This is a genomic window from Kitasatospora sp. NPDC023118, assembly GCF_055560875.1.
Genome location: NZ_JBVHHW010000021.1, coordinates 24959 through 41329, shown reverse-complemented (window position 1 = coordinate 41329; position 16371 = coordinate 24959). Strand labels below are relative to the sequence as shown.

Sequence of the window (16371 nt, the reverse complement as noted above, 5' to 3'; positions counted from 1 at the left end):
CGCCGTGAGCACCGAGGAGGCACCCGTGGCCGGGTGGTACTGGACCCGCTGGGCGTCCCGCGAGGGGCTGGAGCGCGAGGCCGACAGCCGGCCCCGGCGGGTCCTCACCGTGCTCGGCCGGATCGTCCTGCTGGCCGTCGTCGGCTGGGGGACCTTCTCGGACGGGAAGTACGCCGGCTGGGCCGTGGCGGCCGCGGCGGCCGGACTGGCCACGGCCGTCGCCCTGTGCACCCTCTACCTCCGGGCCGCCCGGGCACAGCGCCCGACCGCCTCGTACCTGCTGGCGACCGCCCTGGTCGGCGCCGCCTGGCTGGCCAACTGGGGGCGGGCCTACACGCTCGCCGACCTCCTCTGGATCGGGCTGGCCGTGACCGCCCTGGTCCGGCTGCCGCCCGCGCCCGCGCTGCTCACCGCGACGGCCGCGCTGAGCTCCTACACCGCGGCCTCCTGGGCGAGCTGGCTCAGCATCGCCGCCACCATCGGCGGGGCCACCCTGCTCGGCTTCCTGCTGCGGCTGGACACCGAGGCGCGCGGCACCGCCCGCAGGCTGCTCGCCCAGGAGCGCGCCGCCCGGGCCGCCGAGGCGGAGAGCGCGGCGCTCGCCGAACGGGCCAGGATCGCCCGGGAGATCCACGACGTGCTCGCCCACAGCCTGTCCGCGCAGCTGGTCCACCTGGAGGCGGCCCGGCTGATGCTGGACGCCGGGACCGACCGCGAGCAGATCCGCGAACGGGTCGTCGCCGCCCGGAGGATGGCGCAGGACGGCCTGGCCGAGACCCGGCAGGCGCTGTCTGCGCTGCGCGGGGAGTTCACCGCGGTCGGCGAGTTCCTGGTGGAGCTGACCGAGCGCGAGCGGGCCGTGCTCACCGTCACCGGTACGCCCCGGCCGCTGGCCGCCGAGGCCGGCCTGGCGGTGCGGCGCACCGCGCAGGAGGCGGTGACCAACGTCCGCAAACACGCGCCGGGTGCCCGGTGCACCGTCGAACTGCGCTACCTGGACGGGGCGGTGGAGCTGGAGGTGCGCAACACCCGGGCGGCGCGCGGCGAGTCCTCCGGAGAGCTGGCCGACAGCGGCAGCGGGTACGGTCTGCTGGGGATGCGCGAACGCGCGGAACTGCTCGGCGGCACCCTGCTGGCGGGCCCGGAGGACGGAGGATGGCGCGTGGTGCTGCGGGTGCCGGAATGAGTGAGCGCGGCGAACTCACCATCGGGAGGTGCGGATTCCGCGAAGCGACCGCCGGGCGCTGCGAGGTGGACGCATGAGCGGGACGGTCGCCAGGGTGCTGGTGGCGGACGACCAGACCGTGGTGCGCGAGGGCATCGTGATGCTGCTGGGGCTGCTGCCCGGCATCGAGGTGGTCGGCGCGGCGGCGGACGGGGAGGAGGCCGTCGCCCTGGTGGAGCGTCATCACCCGGACGTGGTGCTGATGGACCTGCGGATGCCGCGGGTGGACGGTGTCGAGGCGACCAGGCGGATCCGGGCCGCCCACCCGGAGACCGAGGTCGTGGTGCTCACCACCTACGCCGACGACGACTCGCTGTTCCCGGCGCTGCAGGCCGGTGCGCGCGGCTACCTCACCAAGGACGCCGGCGGTGAGGAGATCGCCAAGGCCATCACGGACGTCCGCGCGGGTGCAGCCGGTCTTTCCCCGCAGGTGCAACTCCGCTTGCTGGAACGGATTTCGGAGAAGCCGGCCCAGCCCGCGCCGACCGCCGAGCGGCCCGCCGCCCGGTCCGGGGAGCTGCCGGACGGGCTGACCGTGCGGGAGGCCGAAGTGCTCGCGCTGATCGCCGAGGGGCTCTCCAACGCCGAGATCGCCCAGCGGCTGTTCGTCAGCCAGGCCACCGTGAAGACGCACATCAACAACCTGTTCGCCAAGACCGCGGTGCGGGACCGGGCGCAGGCCGTGGCGTACGCCTTTCGCCACGGAATCACCGGTATGCAGCAGTAGTCGGATGAGCGTCCGTCAGATGATCGACCACCTCATCGAGTGAACGTATCTGTGATGGTCAGGGGCGGTGTCCGGTGGCCCCCATGATGGTTCGGGTCAGAACGCCCGGCCCGGCCCAGGAGCAGCAGTGCCACAGCAGCAGACCAGCAGTCCCGGCCAGGGGCAGCGATTCGACTGGTGGGCCGCTCCGGCCGCCGCCACCGCGTCCGAGCCGGCTGCCGCACCCCGCCGAACGGCCGTACCGGCCCAGCCGGTGCCCACCCGTACGGCCGCCGCCCAGTCGGCCGCCGCCCCCGAGCCGGTGGCCGCGCCGCTCGCCGCGCCCGTGACCCCGCCGCTCGCCCCGGCCGTCCTGTCGCAGGAGCCGTCGGCGCCGACGAGCACCACCGACAGCACCGAGGTCTACCGGACGGTCCAGGCCAGCGCGGCCTTCCAGGACATCCGCCGCAGCTACCGGGTGTTCGTCTTCCCGGTCAGCGGCGCATTCCTCGGCTGGTACCTGATGTACGTCGCCGCCGAGGCCGTCGCCCCCGGCGTGATGCGCAGCCGGGTGGCCGGCCCGCTCAACGTGGCCTGGCTGCTCGGCCTGCTGCAGTTCGCCACCACCTTCCTGCTCACCTGGCTCTACGCCCGCAACGCCCGGACCAAGCGCGACCGCGCCGCCCTGGGCCTGCGCTGGGACACCCAGGACCAGCTGCGATGACGACCCTGACGAACGCGGTGACGACCGCCGCCACCCCGCCGCCCGTCGCCCCCGCCGGCGACCACCACGACCTGGCGATCGTGCTGTTCGCCGTCATCGTCCTGGTCACCCTGGGCATCACCCTCTGGGTCGGCCGCCAGGGCAACGCCGCCGAGGACTTCTACGCCGGCGGCCGCGACTTCACCCCGCTGCAGAACGGCTTCGCCCTCTCCGGCGACTACCTCTCGGCCGCCTCCTTCCTCGGTGTCGCCGGACTGATCTCCCTGTACGGCTACGACGGCGTGCTCTACAGCATCGGCTTCCTGGTCGCCTGGCTGGTCGTGCTGATGCTGGTCGCCGAACTCGTCCGCAACGCCGGCCGGTACACCCTCGCCGACGTGCTCGCGCTGCGGCTGCGCCGCCGCAGGGTGCGCGCGGCCGCCGGCGGCGCCAGCGTCGTGGTCACCCTGCTCTACCTGGTCGCCCAGATGGTCGGCGCAGGCTCGCTGGTTGCCCTGCTGCTCGGCACCGACAGTGCCCAGGCCCGGACCTGGACCATCATCGCCGTCGGCGCCCTGATGATCGTCTACGTCACGGTCGGCGGGATGCGGGCCACCACCTGGATCCAGATCGTCAAGGCCTTCCTGCTGATCGTCGGCTCGGTGCTGCTCACCGTGCTGCTGGTGGTCCGCTTCCACGGCGACCTGTTCGAGCTGATGCGCCAGGCCGCCCAGCACAGCGGCGCCGGGCGACGCTACCTCGAACCGGGTCTGAAGTACGGCGCCACCTTCACCAGTCGGCTGGACTTCTTCAGCCTGGGCCTGGCGCTGGTGCTGGGCACCGCCGGCCTGCCGCACATCCTGTCCCGCTTCTACACCGTGCCCACCGCGCGGGCCGCCCGCCGCTCCACGATGTGGGCGATCGGGCTGGTCGGCGGCTTCTACCTGATGGCCATCGCGCTCGGCCTCGGCGCCACCGCGCTGGTCGGCTCGGCCGAGGTGCGGCACGCCAACTCGGCCGGGAACACCGCCGTCCCGCTGCTCGCCCTGGTGCTCGGCGGCGGCAACGGCAGCACCGGCGGGGTGGTGCTCTTCGCACTGATCTCGGCGATCGCCTTCGCCACCATCCTCGCCGTGGTCGCCGGGCTGACCCTGGCCTCCTCGGCGGCCTTCGCCCACGACATCTGGGCGGGCGCCTGGCGCGGCCACCCGCGTCGCGGCCGTTCGGCCGAGGTCACGGAGAAACCCAGCGAGCAGCAGGAGGTGGTGGTCGCCCGGTTCGCCGCCGCCGGGATCGGCGCGGGTGCGATCGTGATCAGCCTGTACGCCCAGCAGCTGAACGTCGCCTTCCTGGTCGGCCTGGCCTTCGCGGTGGCCGCCTCCTCCAACCTGCCGGTGCTGCTGTACAGCCTGTTCTGGTCGCGGTTCACCGCCCGGGGCGCGGTCTGGTCGGTGTACGGCGGGCTGGTCCCGGCGATCGTGCTGGTGTTCTTCTCGCCGGTGGTCTCCGGCTCCAAGATGGCGCTGTTCCCCGGCGTCGACTTCCACTGGTTCCCGCTGGAGAACCCCGGCATCGTCTCCATCCCGCTCGGCTTCCTGGCCGGCTGGCTCGGGACGCTCACCTCGCCCGAGCCCGCCGACGCGGACCGCTTCGCCGAGCTGGAGGTGCGTGCCCTCACCGGTGCGGGCGCGGCCTAGGGCTTGCCCTGAGCGTCGCGTCCCGGGGAACCCCGGCGGGCCTGGGGCCGCCGGGGTTCCCCCGCGTCCGCGTGCCGGGCTACGCCCTGGCGGCCAGTCCGTAGCGGTGCTCCGGGCGGCCGGTGTCGCCGTAGCGCAGGGTCAGCCGCAGCCGGCTGTCCCGTTCCAGCTGCTTGAGGTAGCGCTGCGCCGTCGAGCGGCTGAGCCCGGTGGCGTCGGCGACCTCCTGGGCGGACAGCGGCCGGCCCGCCCGGCGCAGCACGCCCAGCACCAAGTCGGTGGTCGGCGCCGAGTGCCCCTTCGGCAGCGCGCCGGCCGGGGCGGAGACGCTGCGCAGGGTCGCGAACAGCCGGTCCACCTCGTCCTGGCCGGCCTCCCGGGCCGGTGCGGCCAGTGCGTGCCGCAGCTGCGCGTACGAGACCAGCTTGTCCCGCAGCCCGGCGAAGGTGAACGGCTTGACCAGGTACTGCAGTGCGCCGTGCTGCATCGCGGCGTGGACGGTGGAGACGTCCCGGGCCGCGGTCACCATCATCACGTCGCAGGCCACCTGGCGTTCCCGCAGCCGCCGTACCAGGGCCAGGCCGGTCTCGTCCGGCAGGTGGTGGTCGAGCAGCAGCAGGTCCACCGGGCGGCGCTCCAGTGCGGCCAGCGCCTCCCCGGCCGAGTGCGCGGTGCCCGTGACCCGGAAGCCGGGGACCTTGGCCACGTACGCGGCGTGCACGTCCGCGACCCGGAAGTCGTCGTCCACCACGAGTACGTCGATCATCACGCCTCCACGAGCTGAGTGGTGAGCAGGGCCTCGGGCAGCTCGACGGTGAACCGGGCGCCGCCGAGCGGGCCGGTGTCGAGCACGATCCGGCCGCCGCTGCGTTCGACCAGCCGCCGCACCATCGCCAGGCCCAGCCCGCGCGGACGATGCGCGGGCGCCTCCTTGCTGGTCCACCCCTCCTCGAAGACCTGCTCGCGCAGCTCCTCCGGTACCCCCGGGCCGCTGTCCGCGACCTGCAGCAGCAGCGTGGAGCCGGCCGCCGCCAGCGTCACCTCCACCTGCCCGCCCCCGGCGGGCGCCAGGGCGTCCACCGCGTTGTCGACCAGGTTGCCGAGCACCGTCACCAGCGCCCGGGCGTCCACCACTGCGTCCGGCAGGTGGGCCGCCGGGGCCAGCACCAGCCGCACCCCGCGCTCGCCGGCCACCGCCGTCTTGCCCGCCAGCAAAGCCGCCACGTGGGGGTCCTGCACCTGTTCGGCGATCTTGGCGGCGACCACGGTGTGCGAGCCGGACTGCTCGGAGATGAAGGCGACCGCCTGCTCGTGGCGGCCGAGCTCCAGCAGGCCGAGCAGGGTGTGCATCCGGTTGGCGTGCTCGTGGTCCTGAGCGCGCAGCGCCTCGGTCAGGCTGCGGGTGGTGTCCAGCTCGCGTACCAAGGACTCCAGCTCGGTGCGGTCGCGCAGCGTCACCACCGCGCCGCCCTCGGGCCTGCCCGAGGCCGTGGCCATCCGGTTCACCACCAGCACCCGGTCGTCCCGGACGGCCGGCAGGTCGGTGCCGGTGATCCGGCCGGTCAGCACGTCGGTCAGCCGGCCCGGCGGCAGCACCTCGGCGATCGGGCGGCCGGTGCAGTCCTCGGGCAGGCCGAGCAGCCGGACGGCCTCGTCGTTGGCCAGCCGGATCCGGCCGCGTTCGTCCAGTGCCACCATGCCCTCGCGGATCCCGTGCAGCATCGCCTCGCGCTCGACCAGCAGCGCGGAGATGTCGGCGAGCGCGATGTTGTGGGTGCGGCGCTTGAGCCGGCGGGCCAGCGCGAGGGTGGCGACGGTGCCGGCGGCCAGGCCCGCGCCGGCACACAGCAGGATGCCGGTGAGCATCTTCAGCAGACGGCGGCGGATCGAGTCGTCGCTGATGCCGACCGACACCTCGCCGACGATCCGGCCGTCCGCCATCCGCAGCGGCACCTTGCCGCGGGCGGTGCGGCCCAGGGTGCCCTGCTGGATCGCGGTGACGCTGCGGCCGCTGAGGGCGGGCTCCGGGTCGGTGCTGACCCGGTGGCCGATCCGGCCCGGGTCGGTGTGCGAGAGGCGGATCCCGTCCAGGTCGGTGACCACCACGAAGCTGGCGCCGGTGGCCAGCCGGACCTGCTCGGCGTTGCGCTGGGCGGTGACCACGTCGCGGGCGGCGGCGGCCTGGGCGATGGTCTCGTCGGTGGCGGTGGCCTGGGCGATGGACAGCGCGCGCTGCATCGCGTCGTGGTCCAGCTCGCTGCTGACCGGGGCCAGGAACAGCCCGGCCGTCACCGTGGTGACGCCGACGGTGACGATGGTCTGGCTCAGCAGCAGTTGCGCGAAGACCCGGCGGGGCCAGCGGGGGAGCTTCATCCGGGCCTCCTCTCGGCGGCTGCGGGGTGGTGTGTGCGGGGGGTCGGGACACCCTATGTTTCCGCCGTGTTTCTGTCAGCCGCGTCCCCGCAGTTGTAGCGGAAGCAGAACGAGCAGAACACCCCTCAATGCGGAGAAGTCGCACTACGCGAAGAAGGCTCCCGCCGGGGCCGGACCCGCTCCTACCTTTCCGGGGCAAGCACTGACCCGGGAGGCAAAGTATGACCAACACCCCGGCGATCGAGCTGACTGGCGCGACGAAACGCTTCCGCACCCCCTCCGGGGCCCTGCACACCGCCGTCCGCGATCTCGATCTGACCGTCGCCCAGGGCGAGTTCGTCGCCGTCGTCGGCCCCACCGGCTGCGGCAAGTCCACCACGCTGACCCTGGTCAGCGGCCTGGAGGAGCCCACCGAGGGCGAGGTCCGGGTGCACGGCGAGCCCGTGCGCGGGATCGACCCCCAGGTCGGGTTCGTCTTCCAGCAGGACGCCGTCTTCCCTTGGCGCACCGTGCTGTCCAACGTCATGGCCGGCCCGCGCTTCCGCGGCGCGCCGACCGCCGAGGCCAGGGAGCGGGCCCGGGACTGGCTGGGCCGGGTCGGCCTGGCCGCCTTCGAGGACCGCTACCCGCACCAGCTCTCCGGCGGCATGCGCAAGCGGGTCGCGCTCGCCCAGACCTTCGTCAACGACCCGGCGATCCTGCTGATGGACGAGCCGTTCTCGGCGTTGGACGTGCAGACCCGCGCCCTGATGTCCGACCAGCTGCTGGAGCTGTGGGCGGGGACGGGTTCCTCCAAGAACGCGGCGTCGGTCATCTTCGTCACCCACGACCTGGACGAGGCCATCGCGCTCGCCGACCGCGTGGTGGTGATGACCGCCGGGCCGGCCACCGTCAAGGAGATCTTCACCGTCGACCTGCCACGACCGCGCACCGTGGAGGCCGTCCGGCTGGAACCGAGGTTCGTCGAGCTGTACCGCGAGATCTGGGCCTCGCTCGGCGAAGAGGTGCGCATCACCCGGGAGAGAGGAGCGGGTCGTGCCGCTTGAGACCGCGTCTGAGACCGCGTCGGCCGTGGCGGGGAAGCCCGCGGCCGTCACGACGAGAACCGAGGCCCGCGAACGGGCCGCCCGTAACCGGAAGTTGGGCGTCTACGGAGCCCGGATCGGGGTGCTGATCGCCTTCCTCGGACTGTGGGAGGTGTGCGCCCGGACGAACGTCATCGACCCGTTCAACTTCTCGCAGCCGTCGAGGATCTGGGACCAGATCCGGCAGTGGGTCACCCACGGCACCGCGCAGGGCTCGCTCGGCGAGCAGATCGGCTACACCCTGTACGAGGCCCTCGCCGGCTGGGTGCTGGGCGTCATCGGCGGTGTGCTGCTGGGCATCGCGCTCGGCCGGATCCGCTTCCTGGCCGATGTGTTCGGGCCCTACATCAAGGTGCTCAACGCCATCCCGCGGATCGTCCTCGCGCCGATCTTCCTGATCTGGTTCGGCCTCGGCCCGGCCTCCAAGGTCGCCTCCGCGGTGGTGCTGGTGTTCTTCCCGGTGTTCTTCAACGCCTTCCAGGGCGCCCGCGAGGTGGACCGCAACCTCGTCGCCAACGCCCGCATCCTCGGCGCCGACAACCGCAGGGTCACCCTGCAGGTGGTCATCCCCGCCGCCACCACCTGGATCTTCACCAGCCTGCACGTCAGCTTCGGCTTCGCGCTGATCGGCGCGATCGTCGGCGAGTACATCGGCGCCACCAAGGGCCTCGGCCTGATGGTCGCCGCCGCCCAGGGCACCTTCAACGCGGCCGGGGTGTACGCGGCCATGACCATCCTCGCGGTCGTCGCCCTGGTGACCGAGGGGCTGTTGACCTACGCCGAGAAGAAGCTGTTCCGCTGGAAGCCCGCGGACGCGGGCGACGGCCGCTGACCCCCTTTCCCGTCCGTAAGAGAGGCACCCCCACCCATGCGCCCGAACCCGACAGGCAGAGCGGCCGTCGCCGCCCTCGCCGCCGTGCTGCTCCTCCCGCTCTCCGCCTGCGCCAACGACGCCGCCACCTCCACCCACGGCGCCGCCGCCCCGGCCGGCCGGCAGGTCGACGGTCCCAAGGTCAAAATCATGGTCGGCGGCCTGGACAAGGTCATCTACCTGCCCGCGATGCTCACCCAGCGGCTCGGCTACTTCGCCGACGCCGGCGTCAACGTCGAGCTGATGAGCGAGCCGGCGGGCGTCAACGCCACCACCGCCCTGCTGGCCGGCGACGTCCAGGGAGCCGTCGGCTTCTACGATCACACCATCGACCTGCAGGCCAAGGGCAAGCACGTCGAGTCCGTGGTGCAGTTCGCCCAGGCGCCCGGCGAGGTCGAGCTGGTCTCCACCAAGCAGGCCGATGCGATCAAGTCCGGTGCCGACTTCAAGGGCAGGAAGCTCGGTGTCACCAGCATCGGTTCCTCCACCGACTTCCTGACCAAGTACCTCGCGGTCAAGAACGGCGCCGCCGTCAGCGACTTCAGCCCGATCGCGGTCGGCGCCGGCCAGACCTTCGTCGCCGCGCTCCAGCAGGGCAGCATCGACGCCGGGATGACCACCGACCCGACCGTCGCCAACGTCCTCGACAAGGGCCTCGGCAAGATCCTCTACGACATGCGCACCCCCGAGGGCTCGCGCCAGGCGCTCGGCGGGCTCTACCCCTCGTCCTCGCTGTACATGAACACCGAGTGGGTGGAGAAGAACCAGGACACCACCCAGAAGCTCACCAACGCCTTCGTGAAGACCCTCAGGTGGATGTCCACCCACACCCCGGAGGAGATCGCCGCGAAGATGCCCGCCGACTACGCGCAGGGCGGCGCCGAGCAGTACGCGGCGGCGATCAAGTCGACCCTGCCGATGTTCACCACCGACGGGGTGATGCCGGCCGACGGCCCCAAGACGGTGCTCGCGGTGCTCGCCGCCTTCCACCCGGACGTCAAGGGCAAGGAGGGGACGATCGACCTGTCCAAGACCTACACCACGGAGTTCGTCGGCAAGGCCACCGGCTGAGGCCCTGCCGCCCGCCTGAGGCCCTGCCGCCGCCGCGGTCCCGCGCTCACCCCCACGGGCGCGGGGCCGCTACACGCCCCGTACGGACAGCACGTCCATCCGCGACGGCGTCCCCGCCGCCTTGCCGCAGCTCTCCGGACGCGCCGGCTCGCTCACGGTCTCGATCACGTCCACCTCCCAGGCCCGGCCGTCCCGGTGGATCACCCGGACCAGCCAGCGGCCCTCGCCGTCCGGCCGCTGGGTCAGGGTCAGCGCGTCCACCCCGGTCTCGCCGGTCGCCAGCCGCACCGCGTGCTCGGCTGCCTGGCCCGGACGCTCCCAGCCCGAGCAGCCCCGGGCCCACTCCGGCACCATGTGCCCGGCCGCCGTCGCCGCCAGTACCTCCTTGGCGGTCTCCGCCGTCAGCCGCCCGTACGCGTAGCCGTAGGGCAGCACCAGCATCGTCGGGGCGAACCGGTGGCCGCCCAGGTGGGTCGCCTCCCACACCTCGCTGTGCCCGGCCGCCGCCAGCTGCGCCGCCAGCGGACGGCCCAGCAGCGCGCAGCAGCGGTCTCGGCGGCCGTTGGTGCACACCAGCGCCAGCGGGCCGCCGACGTGCTCCGCCCCGAAACCCGTGTGGTCGCCGACCCCCAGCGCCGCGAAGTCCAGCTCCAGCAGCTCGGCCGGATCGGCCACCTGCGCCCGGCGCACCCAACCGCGGCCCGGCACCGTGTGCGCCACGACCACCTCGTGCCGCGTCGTCGGCAGGCAGTCCGCGTGCCGGCCCGGCCGCCGGATCAGCGCGATCCGCACCCCGGTCCCCGCCGTGGCCTCCTCCAGCGCGCGTCCGGTCGCGGGGTCGAGGTGGCTCTCCCGCAGCGCCTTCGCGCCCCACGGGCCGTTCTGCTCCAGCAGCAGCCAGGTGGCCGCCACCGCGGCCGTGGCGGTCAGCGGCTCCGAAAGTTCACGCGACACGGTCGCACAGGTGCTCACCCGCGTAAGGCTACCCTCCGCGGTTCGGCCCGGTCCGGGTACGCCGGAGGGCGGGGAGACCGCAGGCACCCCGCCCTCCTCGGGCCCTCTCCCGCTACGCCGGGCCGGCGACCGCGGCGATCGCAGTGGTCACCGGGGTGCCCGAGCCGTCGCGGCGCGGGTCGCGCTCCGGCAGGTCGACCGGGGCGCCCTTGGCCGTGGCGGCGCGGGCCGGCGCGGCGCCGGCCCAGGCGAAGGCCAGGCCGTCCTCGCCGCGCAGGAAGCGCTGGCAGCGGACGCCGCCGGTGGCGCGGCCCTTGCGCGGGTACTGCTCGAACGGGGTGACCTTCCAGCTGGTCTGCTCGCCACCGGCGAGGGTACCCGAGGCCCCCGCCACCGAGACCACCACCGCGTCCGCGGCCGGGTCCACCGCCGTGAACGACAGCACCCGGGCGCCGTCCGACAGCTTGATGCCCGCCATGCCACCCGCCGGGCGGCCCTGCGGACGGACCTGGCCCGCCGGGTAGCGCAGCAGCTGGGCGTCCGACGCGATGAAGACCAAGTCCTCCTCGCCGGTGCGCAGTTCGACCGCGCCCACCAGCTCGTCACCCTCCTTGAGGGCGATCACCTCGAACTCGTCCTTGTTCGCCGGCCACTCCGGCACCACCCGCTTCACCACGCCCTGTACCGTGCCCAGCGCCAGGCCCGGCGAGGACTCGTCCAGCGTGGTCAGCCCGAGCACCCGCTCCCCGGCCTCCAGCCGCAGGAACTCGTCCACCGCCGCACCGCCGGCCAGCGTCGGCGACGGCGTCGGCGGCAGCGCCGGCAGGTCGATCACCGGCAGCCGCAGCACCCGGCCCGCCGACGTCACCACACCCACGTCCGCGCGCGCCGTCGCGTGCACCGCCGACACGATCACATCGTGCTTGGAGCGCTTGTCCGACACCTCGAACGGCTCGCCGTCTGCCGTGCGCGCCAGCAGCCCCGTCGAGGACAGCAGCACCCGGCACGGGTCGTCCGCGACCTCCAGCGGCACGGCCAGCGCCGCTGCCGGGGCCGCCCCCGCCTCCAGCAGGACCGTGCGCCGCTCCGTGCCGAACTGCTTGGACACCGCGCCCAGTTCGGACGACACCACGCTGCGCAGCCGGGTGTCCGACTCCAGGATCTCGGTCAGCTCCGCGATCTCCGCGGTCAGCTTCGCCTTCTCCTGCTCCAGCTCCACCCGGTCGAACCGGGTCAGCCGCCGCAGCGGGGTGTCCAGGATGTACGCCGTCTGCGTCTCCGACAGCGAGAAGCGCTCCATCAGACGCTCCTTCGCCTGCTGCGCGTTGTCACTCGACCGGATGATCGCGATGACCTCGTCGATGTCGACGAGCGCCACCAGCAGACCCTCGACCAGGTGCAACCGCTCCTCGCGCTTGCGCCGGCGGAAGTCGCTGCGCCGGCGCACCACGGTGAAGCGGTGGTCGACGTAGACCTCCAGCAGCTCCTTCAGCCCCAGCGTCAGCGGCTGGCCGTCCACCAGCGCCACATTGTTGATGCCGAAGGTCTCCTCCATCGGCGTCAGCTTGTACAGCTGCTCCAGCAGCGCCTCCGGCACGAAGCCGTTCTTCACCTCGATCACCAGCCGCAGCCCGTGCTCGCGGTCGGTCAGGTCCTTGACGTCCGCGATGCCCTGCAGCTTCTTCGCGTTGACCAGGTCCTTGATCTTCGAGATGACCTTCTCCGGGCCGACGTTGTACGGCAGCTCGGTCACCACGATGCCCTTGCGACGGGCCGTCACCGACTCCACCGTCGCCGTCGCCCGGATCTTGAAGGTGCCGCGGCCCGACTCGTACGCGTCCCGGATCCCCGACAGGCCCACGATCCGCCCGCCCGTCGGCAGGTCCGGACCGGGCACGAACCGCATCAGCGTGTCCAGGTCCGCGTTCGGGTGCTTGATCAGGTGCCGGGCCGCCGCCACCACCTCGGACAGGTTGTGCGGCGGCATGTTCGTCGCCATGCCCACCGCGATGCCCGTCGCGCCGTTCACCAGCAGGTTCGGGAACGCGGCCGGCAGTGCCAGCGGCTCCTGCTCACTGCCGTCGTAGTTCGGCCCGAAGTCGACGGTGTCCTCGTGGATCGACTCCACCATCGCCATCGACGCCGCCGTCAGCCGCGACTCGGTGTAGCGCATCGCGGCCGGCGGGTCGTCGTTGCCCAGCGAACCGAAGTTGCCGTGCCCGTCGATCAGCGGCAGCCGCATCGAGAACGGCTGCGCCATGCGCACCACCGAGTCGTAGATCGACGCGTCACCGTGCGGGTGCAGCCGACCCATCACCTCGCCCACCACGCGCGCGCACTTCACGTGCGCGCGGTCCGGACGCAGGCCCATCTCGTTGGCCTGGTACAGGATCCGGCGGTGCACCGGCTTCAGACCGTCCCGCGCGTCGGGCAGCGCACGCGAGTAGATCACCGAGTAGGCGTACTCCAGGAAGGAGCCCTGCATCTCGTCCACGACGTCGACATCGAGGATCCGCTCCTCGAAGTCTCCGGGCGGCGGGGTCTGCGAACTGCGGCGGGCCATCGCGGCGGGGCTCCCTTACGTGTCGCTGGCTGTGTCGTCGGTCCGTCGTCGGTCGGTCGGTCGGACGGGCGTCGTCGGTCGGTCGGACGGGCGTCGCCGTCCTGCTCCCCACCCTGCCGTCGGACCCGTCAACCGGGCGCCGTCAACAGGGCACGGCGCCCCCATTGTGGACCCTCGCGCCGACACTCCCGGTCAGCGGCCCTCTTCCGCCCCTGGCGAACGCCCCGTCCGCGCGGGCACAAACACACCTTCCGCGCGTTGCACCACAATGGGGGACGCCACACGAACCCCGACATCGACGACGGGAAGGACCCGAGCGCATGGCCAACCCGGCCCCCGCCTCCAGCCGAGGCATCGCCATCACCGAGCACCGCCTGGCCAACGGCCTGCGCGTCGTCCTCTCCGAGGACCACCTCACCCCGGTCGCTGCGGTCTGCCTCTGGTACGACGTGGGCTCCCGGCACGAGGTCAAGGGCCGTACCGGCCTCGCCCACCTCTTCGAGCACCTGATGTTCCAGGGCTCCGCCAACGTCTCCAACAACGGCCACTTCGAACTCGTCCAGGGCGCCGGCGGCTCGCTCAACGGCACCACGAGCTTCGAGCGGACCAACTACTTCGAGACCATGCCCGCCCACCAGCTGGAGCTCGCCCTCTGGCTGGAGGCCGACCGGATGGGCTCGCTGCTCGCCGCCCTCGACGAGACGTCCATGGAGAACCAGCGCGACGTCGTCAAGAACGAGCGCCGCCAGCGCTACGACAACGTCCCGTACGGCACCGCCTTCGAGAAGCTCACCGCGCTGTCCTTCCCCGACGGCCACCCGTACCACCACACCCCGATCGGCTCCATGGCCGACCTGGACGCGGCCACCCTGGAGGACGCCCGCGCGTTCTTCCGCACCTACTACGCGCCCAACAACGCCGTGCTGTCCGTCGTCGGCGACATCGACCCCGAGCAGACCATCGCCTGGGTCGAGAAGTACTTCGGCTCCATCCCCGGCCACGACGGGAAGCAGCCTCCGCGCTCCGGCGAACTTCCCGACACCATCGGCCGCGAACTGCGCGAGGAGATCCACGAGGACGTCCCCTCCCGCGCCCTGATGGCCGCCTACCGCCTGCCGCACGACGGCACCCGGGAGGCCGACGCCGCCGACCTCGCGCTCACCATCCTCGGCAGCGGCGAGTCCAGCCGCCTCTACAACCGGCTCGTCCGCCGCGACCGCACCGCCGTCGCCGCCGGCTTCGGCCTGCTGCGCCTTGCCGGCGCCCCCAGCCTCGGGTGGCTCGACGTCAAGACCTCCGGCGACGCCACCCTCCAGCAGATCGACGCCGCCGTGGACGAGGAGCTCGCCCGCTTCGCCGCCGAGGGCCCCACCCCGGAGGAGCTCGAGCGCGCCCAGGCCCAGATCGAGCGCGAGTGGCTCGACCGGCTCACCACCGTCGCCGGCCGCGCCGACGAACTCTGCCGCTTCGCCGTCCTGTTCGGCGACCCCAAGCTGCTGAACGACGCCCTCCCCAAGGTCCTCGACGTCACCGCCGAAGAGGTCCAGGCCGTCGCCAAGGCCCGGCTCCACCCCGACAACCGGGCCGTCCTCGTCTACGAGCCGACCGCCGCCGCCTCCGACGCCGCTTCCGAAGAGGAGGGTGCCGCCGTATGAGCACCGACTACGTCCCCGCGATGACCTTCCACCCCCAGCCCCAGCCGGGCACCCCCAGCCCGTGGGCGTTCCCCGCCCCCGAGCGCTCCGCCCTCGGCAACGGCATCACCGTCCTGCACTGCCACCGGCCCGGCCAGCAGCTGGTCGCCGTCGAGGTCCTCCTCGACGCCCCGCTCGCCGCCGAACCCGAGGGCCTCGACGGCATCGCCGCCATCCTCGCCCGTGCCCTCAACGAGGGCACCGACACCCTCACCGCCGAGGAGTTCGCCGCCGAACTCGAGCGCGCCGGCGCCACCCTCGACGCCCACGCCGACCACCCGTGCATCCGGGTCTCCCTGGAGGTCCCCGCCTCCCGGCTCCAGCGCGGCCTCACCCTGCTCGCCGACGCCCTGCGCGCCCCCGCCCTCCCCGCGGAGGAGATCGAGCGGCTGGTCGCCAACCGCCTGGACGAGATCGTCCACGAGCAGGCCAACCCCGCCCGGCGCGCCGCCAAGGCCCTCTACGCCGAGCTCTTCGACGCCGCCGACCGCCTCTCCCGGCCCCGCAGCGGCACCGCCGAGACCGTCAAGCCGATCGACCGCGCCGCCGTCAAGGCCTTCTACGAGGCCCACGTGCGCCCGGCCACCAGCACCGTCGTCGTGGTCGGCGACCTCACCGGCGTCGAGCTGCCCGCCCTGCTGGAGAGCACCCTCGGCACCTGGACCGGCTCCGCCGCCGAGCCCTCCGCGCACGCCCCCGTCACCGGCGACGACCGCGGCCGCGTCGTCATCGTCGACCGCCCCGGCTCCGTCCAGACCCAGCTGCTCATCGGCCGGATCGGGCCCGACCGCCACGACCCGGTCTGGGCCGCCCAGATCCTCGGCACCTACTGCCTCGGCGGCACCCTCACCTCCCGCCTCGACCGCGTCCTGCGCGAGGAGAAGGGCTACACCTACGGCGTGCGGGCCTTCGCCCAGCCGCTGCGCTCCGCCGCCGACGGCAGCGGGCGCGCGCTGCTGGCCATCAGCGGCTCGGTGGACACCGCCTCCACCGCGCCCGCGCTCGCCGACACCTGGACCATCCTGCGCACCCTCGCCGCCGAGGGCCTCACCGACGCCGAGCGCGACGAGGCCGTGCAGTTCCTGGTCGGCGTCGCGCCGCTGAAGTACGAGACCGCGGGCTCGGTCGCCGGCACCCTGGCCGACCAGGTCGAGCAGCAGCTCGCCGACGACTACCAGGCCGAGGTCTACCGGCAGCTCGCCGAACTGCCCACCGCCGCGGCCACCGAGGCCGTGGTCGCGGCCTTCCCGCCGGACCGCCTGGTCACCGTCCTGGTCGGCGACGCCGCCGCGATCGAGGCGGACGTGCGGGCGCTCGGGATCGGCGAGGTCACCGTCGTCAGCTGACGCCCGCTGTCGTTCCGTCCGGCCCGGTGGAGCTCCCCGCTCCGCCGGGCCGGACGTGTTTTAAATCCGTTGCGGGCCCGGCT

13 protein-coding genes are annotated in these 16371 nt (G+C 73.1%); 9 read left to right on the top strand and 4 right to left on the bottom strand.

Annotation, left to right across the window (positions count from 1 at the left end; genetic code table 11):
- The first annotated feature begins 25 nt into the window (after positions 1–25).
- The 4 genes from ACZ3UD_RS25730 (at position 26) to ACZ3UD_RS25715 (ending at position 4331) form a co-directional block, all read left to right on the top strand.
- The gene (locus tag ACZ3UD_RS25730; RefSeq protein WP_465592161.1) at positions 26–1186 is read left to right on the top strand and encodes a sensor histidine kinase; all 1161 of its coding nucleotides are present in this window, start codon (positions 26–28) and stop codon (positions 1184–1186) included.
- Between the two features lie 73 nt (positions 1187–1259).
- A complete protein-coding gene (locus tag ACZ3UD_RS25725; protein ID WP_465592158.1) occupies positions 1260–1952 on the top strand; it encodes a response regulator transcription factor in 693 nt (230 codons plus the stop codon).
- 127 nt (positions 1953–2079) lie between these two features.
- Positions 2080–2655: a DUF485 domain-containing protein gene (locus ACZ3UD_RS25720; RefSeq protein WP_465592155.1), complete on the top strand. Its 576-nt coding sequence runs from the start codon at positions 2080–2082 to the stop codon at positions 2653–2655.
- A complete protein-coding gene (locus ACZ3UD_RS25715; protein WP_465592152.1) occupies positions 2652–4331 on the top strand; it encodes a solute symporter family protein in 1680 nt (559 codons plus the stop codon). Before ACZ3UD_RS25720 ends, ACZ3UD_RS25715 begins: the two co-directional genes overlap by 4 nt.
- A 79-nt stretch (positions 4332–4410) precedes the next feature.
- Here the strand turns inward: ACZ3UD_RS25715 and ACZ3UD_RS25710 are convergent, their stop codons facing one another.
- Both ACZ3UD_RS25710 and ACZ3UD_RS25705 read right to left on the bottom strand, forming a co-directional pair.
- Positions 4411–5097: a response regulator gene (locus ACZ3UD_RS25710; RefSeq protein ID WP_465592149.1), complete on the bottom strand. Its 687-nt coding sequence runs from the start codon at positions 5095–5097 to the stop codon at positions 4411–4413.
- The gene (locus ACZ3UD_RS25705) at positions 5097–6704 is read right to left on the bottom strand and encodes a sensor histidine kinase (protein ID WP_465592146.1); all 1608 of its coding nucleotides are present in this window, start codon (positions 6702–6704) and stop codon (positions 5097–5099) included. The genes ACZ3UD_RS25710 and ACZ3UD_RS25705 overlap by 1 nt, the downstream gene beginning before the upstream one ends.
- A 221-nt stretch (positions 6705–6925) precedes the next feature.
- Here ACZ3UD_RS25705 and ACZ3UD_RS25700 point away from each other — a divergent pair, with 221 nt between their 5' ends.
- Genes ACZ3UD_RS25700 through ACZ3UD_RS25690 form a run of 3 tightly spaced genes read left to right on the top strand, consistent with a single transcriptional unit; the run spans position 6926 to position 9731 of the window.
- Entirely contained in the window at positions 6926–7750 is an 825-nt protein-coding gene (locus ACZ3UD_RS25700; RefSeq protein ID WP_465592143.1) for an ABC transporter ATP-binding protein, read from the top strand.
- Positions 7740–8621, top strand: coding sequence for an ABC transporter permease (locus tag ACZ3UD_RS25695; protein WP_465592140.1), 882 nt, complete (start codon positions 7740–7742; stop codon positions 8619–8621). The genes ACZ3UD_RS25700 and ACZ3UD_RS25695 overlap by 11 nt, the downstream gene beginning before the upstream one ends.
- 36 nt (positions 8622–8657) lie before the next feature.
- Positions 8658–9731 carry an ABC transporter substrate-binding protein gene (locus tag ACZ3UD_RS25690; protein ID WP_465592137.1) on the top strand — a complete coding sequence of 358 codons (1074 nt, stop codon included), beginning with the start codon at positions 8658–8660 and terminating at the stop codon, positions 9729–9731.
- A 69-nt stretch (positions 9732–9800) separates the two neighbouring features.
- Here ACZ3UD_RS25690 and ACZ3UD_RS25685 read toward each other — a convergent pair whose 3' ends face one another.
- Positions 9801–10703, bottom strand: a complete 903-nt coding sequence (locus tag ACZ3UD_RS25685) for a sucrase ferredoxin (protein ID WP_465592134.1) — start codon at positions 10701–10703, stop codon at positions 9801–9803.
- Positions 10704–10797: 94 nt separating this feature from the next.
- The gene (locus tag ACZ3UD_RS25680) at positions 10798–13248 is read right to left on the bottom strand and encodes a DNA gyrase/topoisomerase IV subunit A (RefSeq protein ID WP_465592131.1); all 2451 of its coding nucleotides are present in this window, start codon (positions 13246–13248) and stop codon (positions 10798–10800) included.
- Between the two features lie 320 nt (positions 13249–13568).
- On the opposite strand from ACZ3UD_RS25680, the gene ACZ3UD_RS25675 reads away from it, so the two are divergent.
- Both ACZ3UD_RS25675 and ACZ3UD_RS25670 read left to right on the top strand, forming a co-directional pair.
- Entirely contained in the window at positions 13569–14903 is a 1335-nt protein-coding gene (locus ACZ3UD_RS25675; RefSeq protein ID WP_465592128.1) for a M16 family metallopeptidase, read from the top strand.
- A gap of 20 nt (positions 14904–14923) precedes the next feature.
- A complete protein-coding gene (locus ACZ3UD_RS25670) occupies positions 14924–16288 on the top strand; it encodes a M16 family metallopeptidase (protein WP_465592370.1) in 1365 nt (454 codons plus the stop codon).
- Positions 16289–16371 lie beyond the last annotated feature (83 nt).

Bases quoted from the DNA above. Each gene is read 5' to 3' on its own strand.
- ACZ3UD_RS25725 (WP_465592158.1), top strand. From the start codon at position 1,260: ATGAGCGGGACGGTCGCCAGGGTGCTGGTGGCGGACGACCAGACCGTG.
- ACZ3UD_RS25715 (WP_465592152.1), top strand. From the start codon at position 2,652: ATGACGACCCTGACGAACGCGGTGACGACCGCCGCCACCCCGCCGCCC.
- ACZ3UD_RS25710 (WP_465592149.1), bottom strand. From the start codon at position 5,097: ATGATCGACGTACTCGTGGTGGACGACGACTTCCGGGTCGCGGACGTG.
- ACZ3UD_RS25705 (WP_465592146.1), bottom strand. From the start codon at position 6,704: ATGAAGCTCCCCCGCTGGCCCCGCCGGGTCTTCGCGCAACTGCTGCTG.
- ACZ3UD_RS25700 (WP_465592143.1), top strand. From the start codon at position 6,926: ATGACCAACACCCCGGCGATCGAGCTGACTGGCGCGACGAAACGCTTC.
- ACZ3UD_RS25690 (WP_465592137.1), top strand. From the start codon at position 8,658: ATGCGCCCGAACCCGACAGGCAGAGCGGCCGTCGCCGCCCTCGCCGCC.
- ACZ3UD_RS25680 (WP_465592131.1), bottom strand. From the start codon at position 13,248: ATGGCCCGCCGCAGTTCGCAGACCCCGCCGCCCGGAGACTTCGAGGAG.
- ACZ3UD_RS25675 (WP_465592128.1), top strand. From the start codon at position 13,569: ATGGCCAACCCGGCCCCCGCCTCCAGCCGAGGCATCGCCATCACCGAG.
- ACZ3UD_RS25670 (WP_465592370.1), top strand. From the start codon at position 14,924: ATGACCTTCCACCCCCAGCCCCAGCCGGGCACCCCCAGCCCGTGGGCG.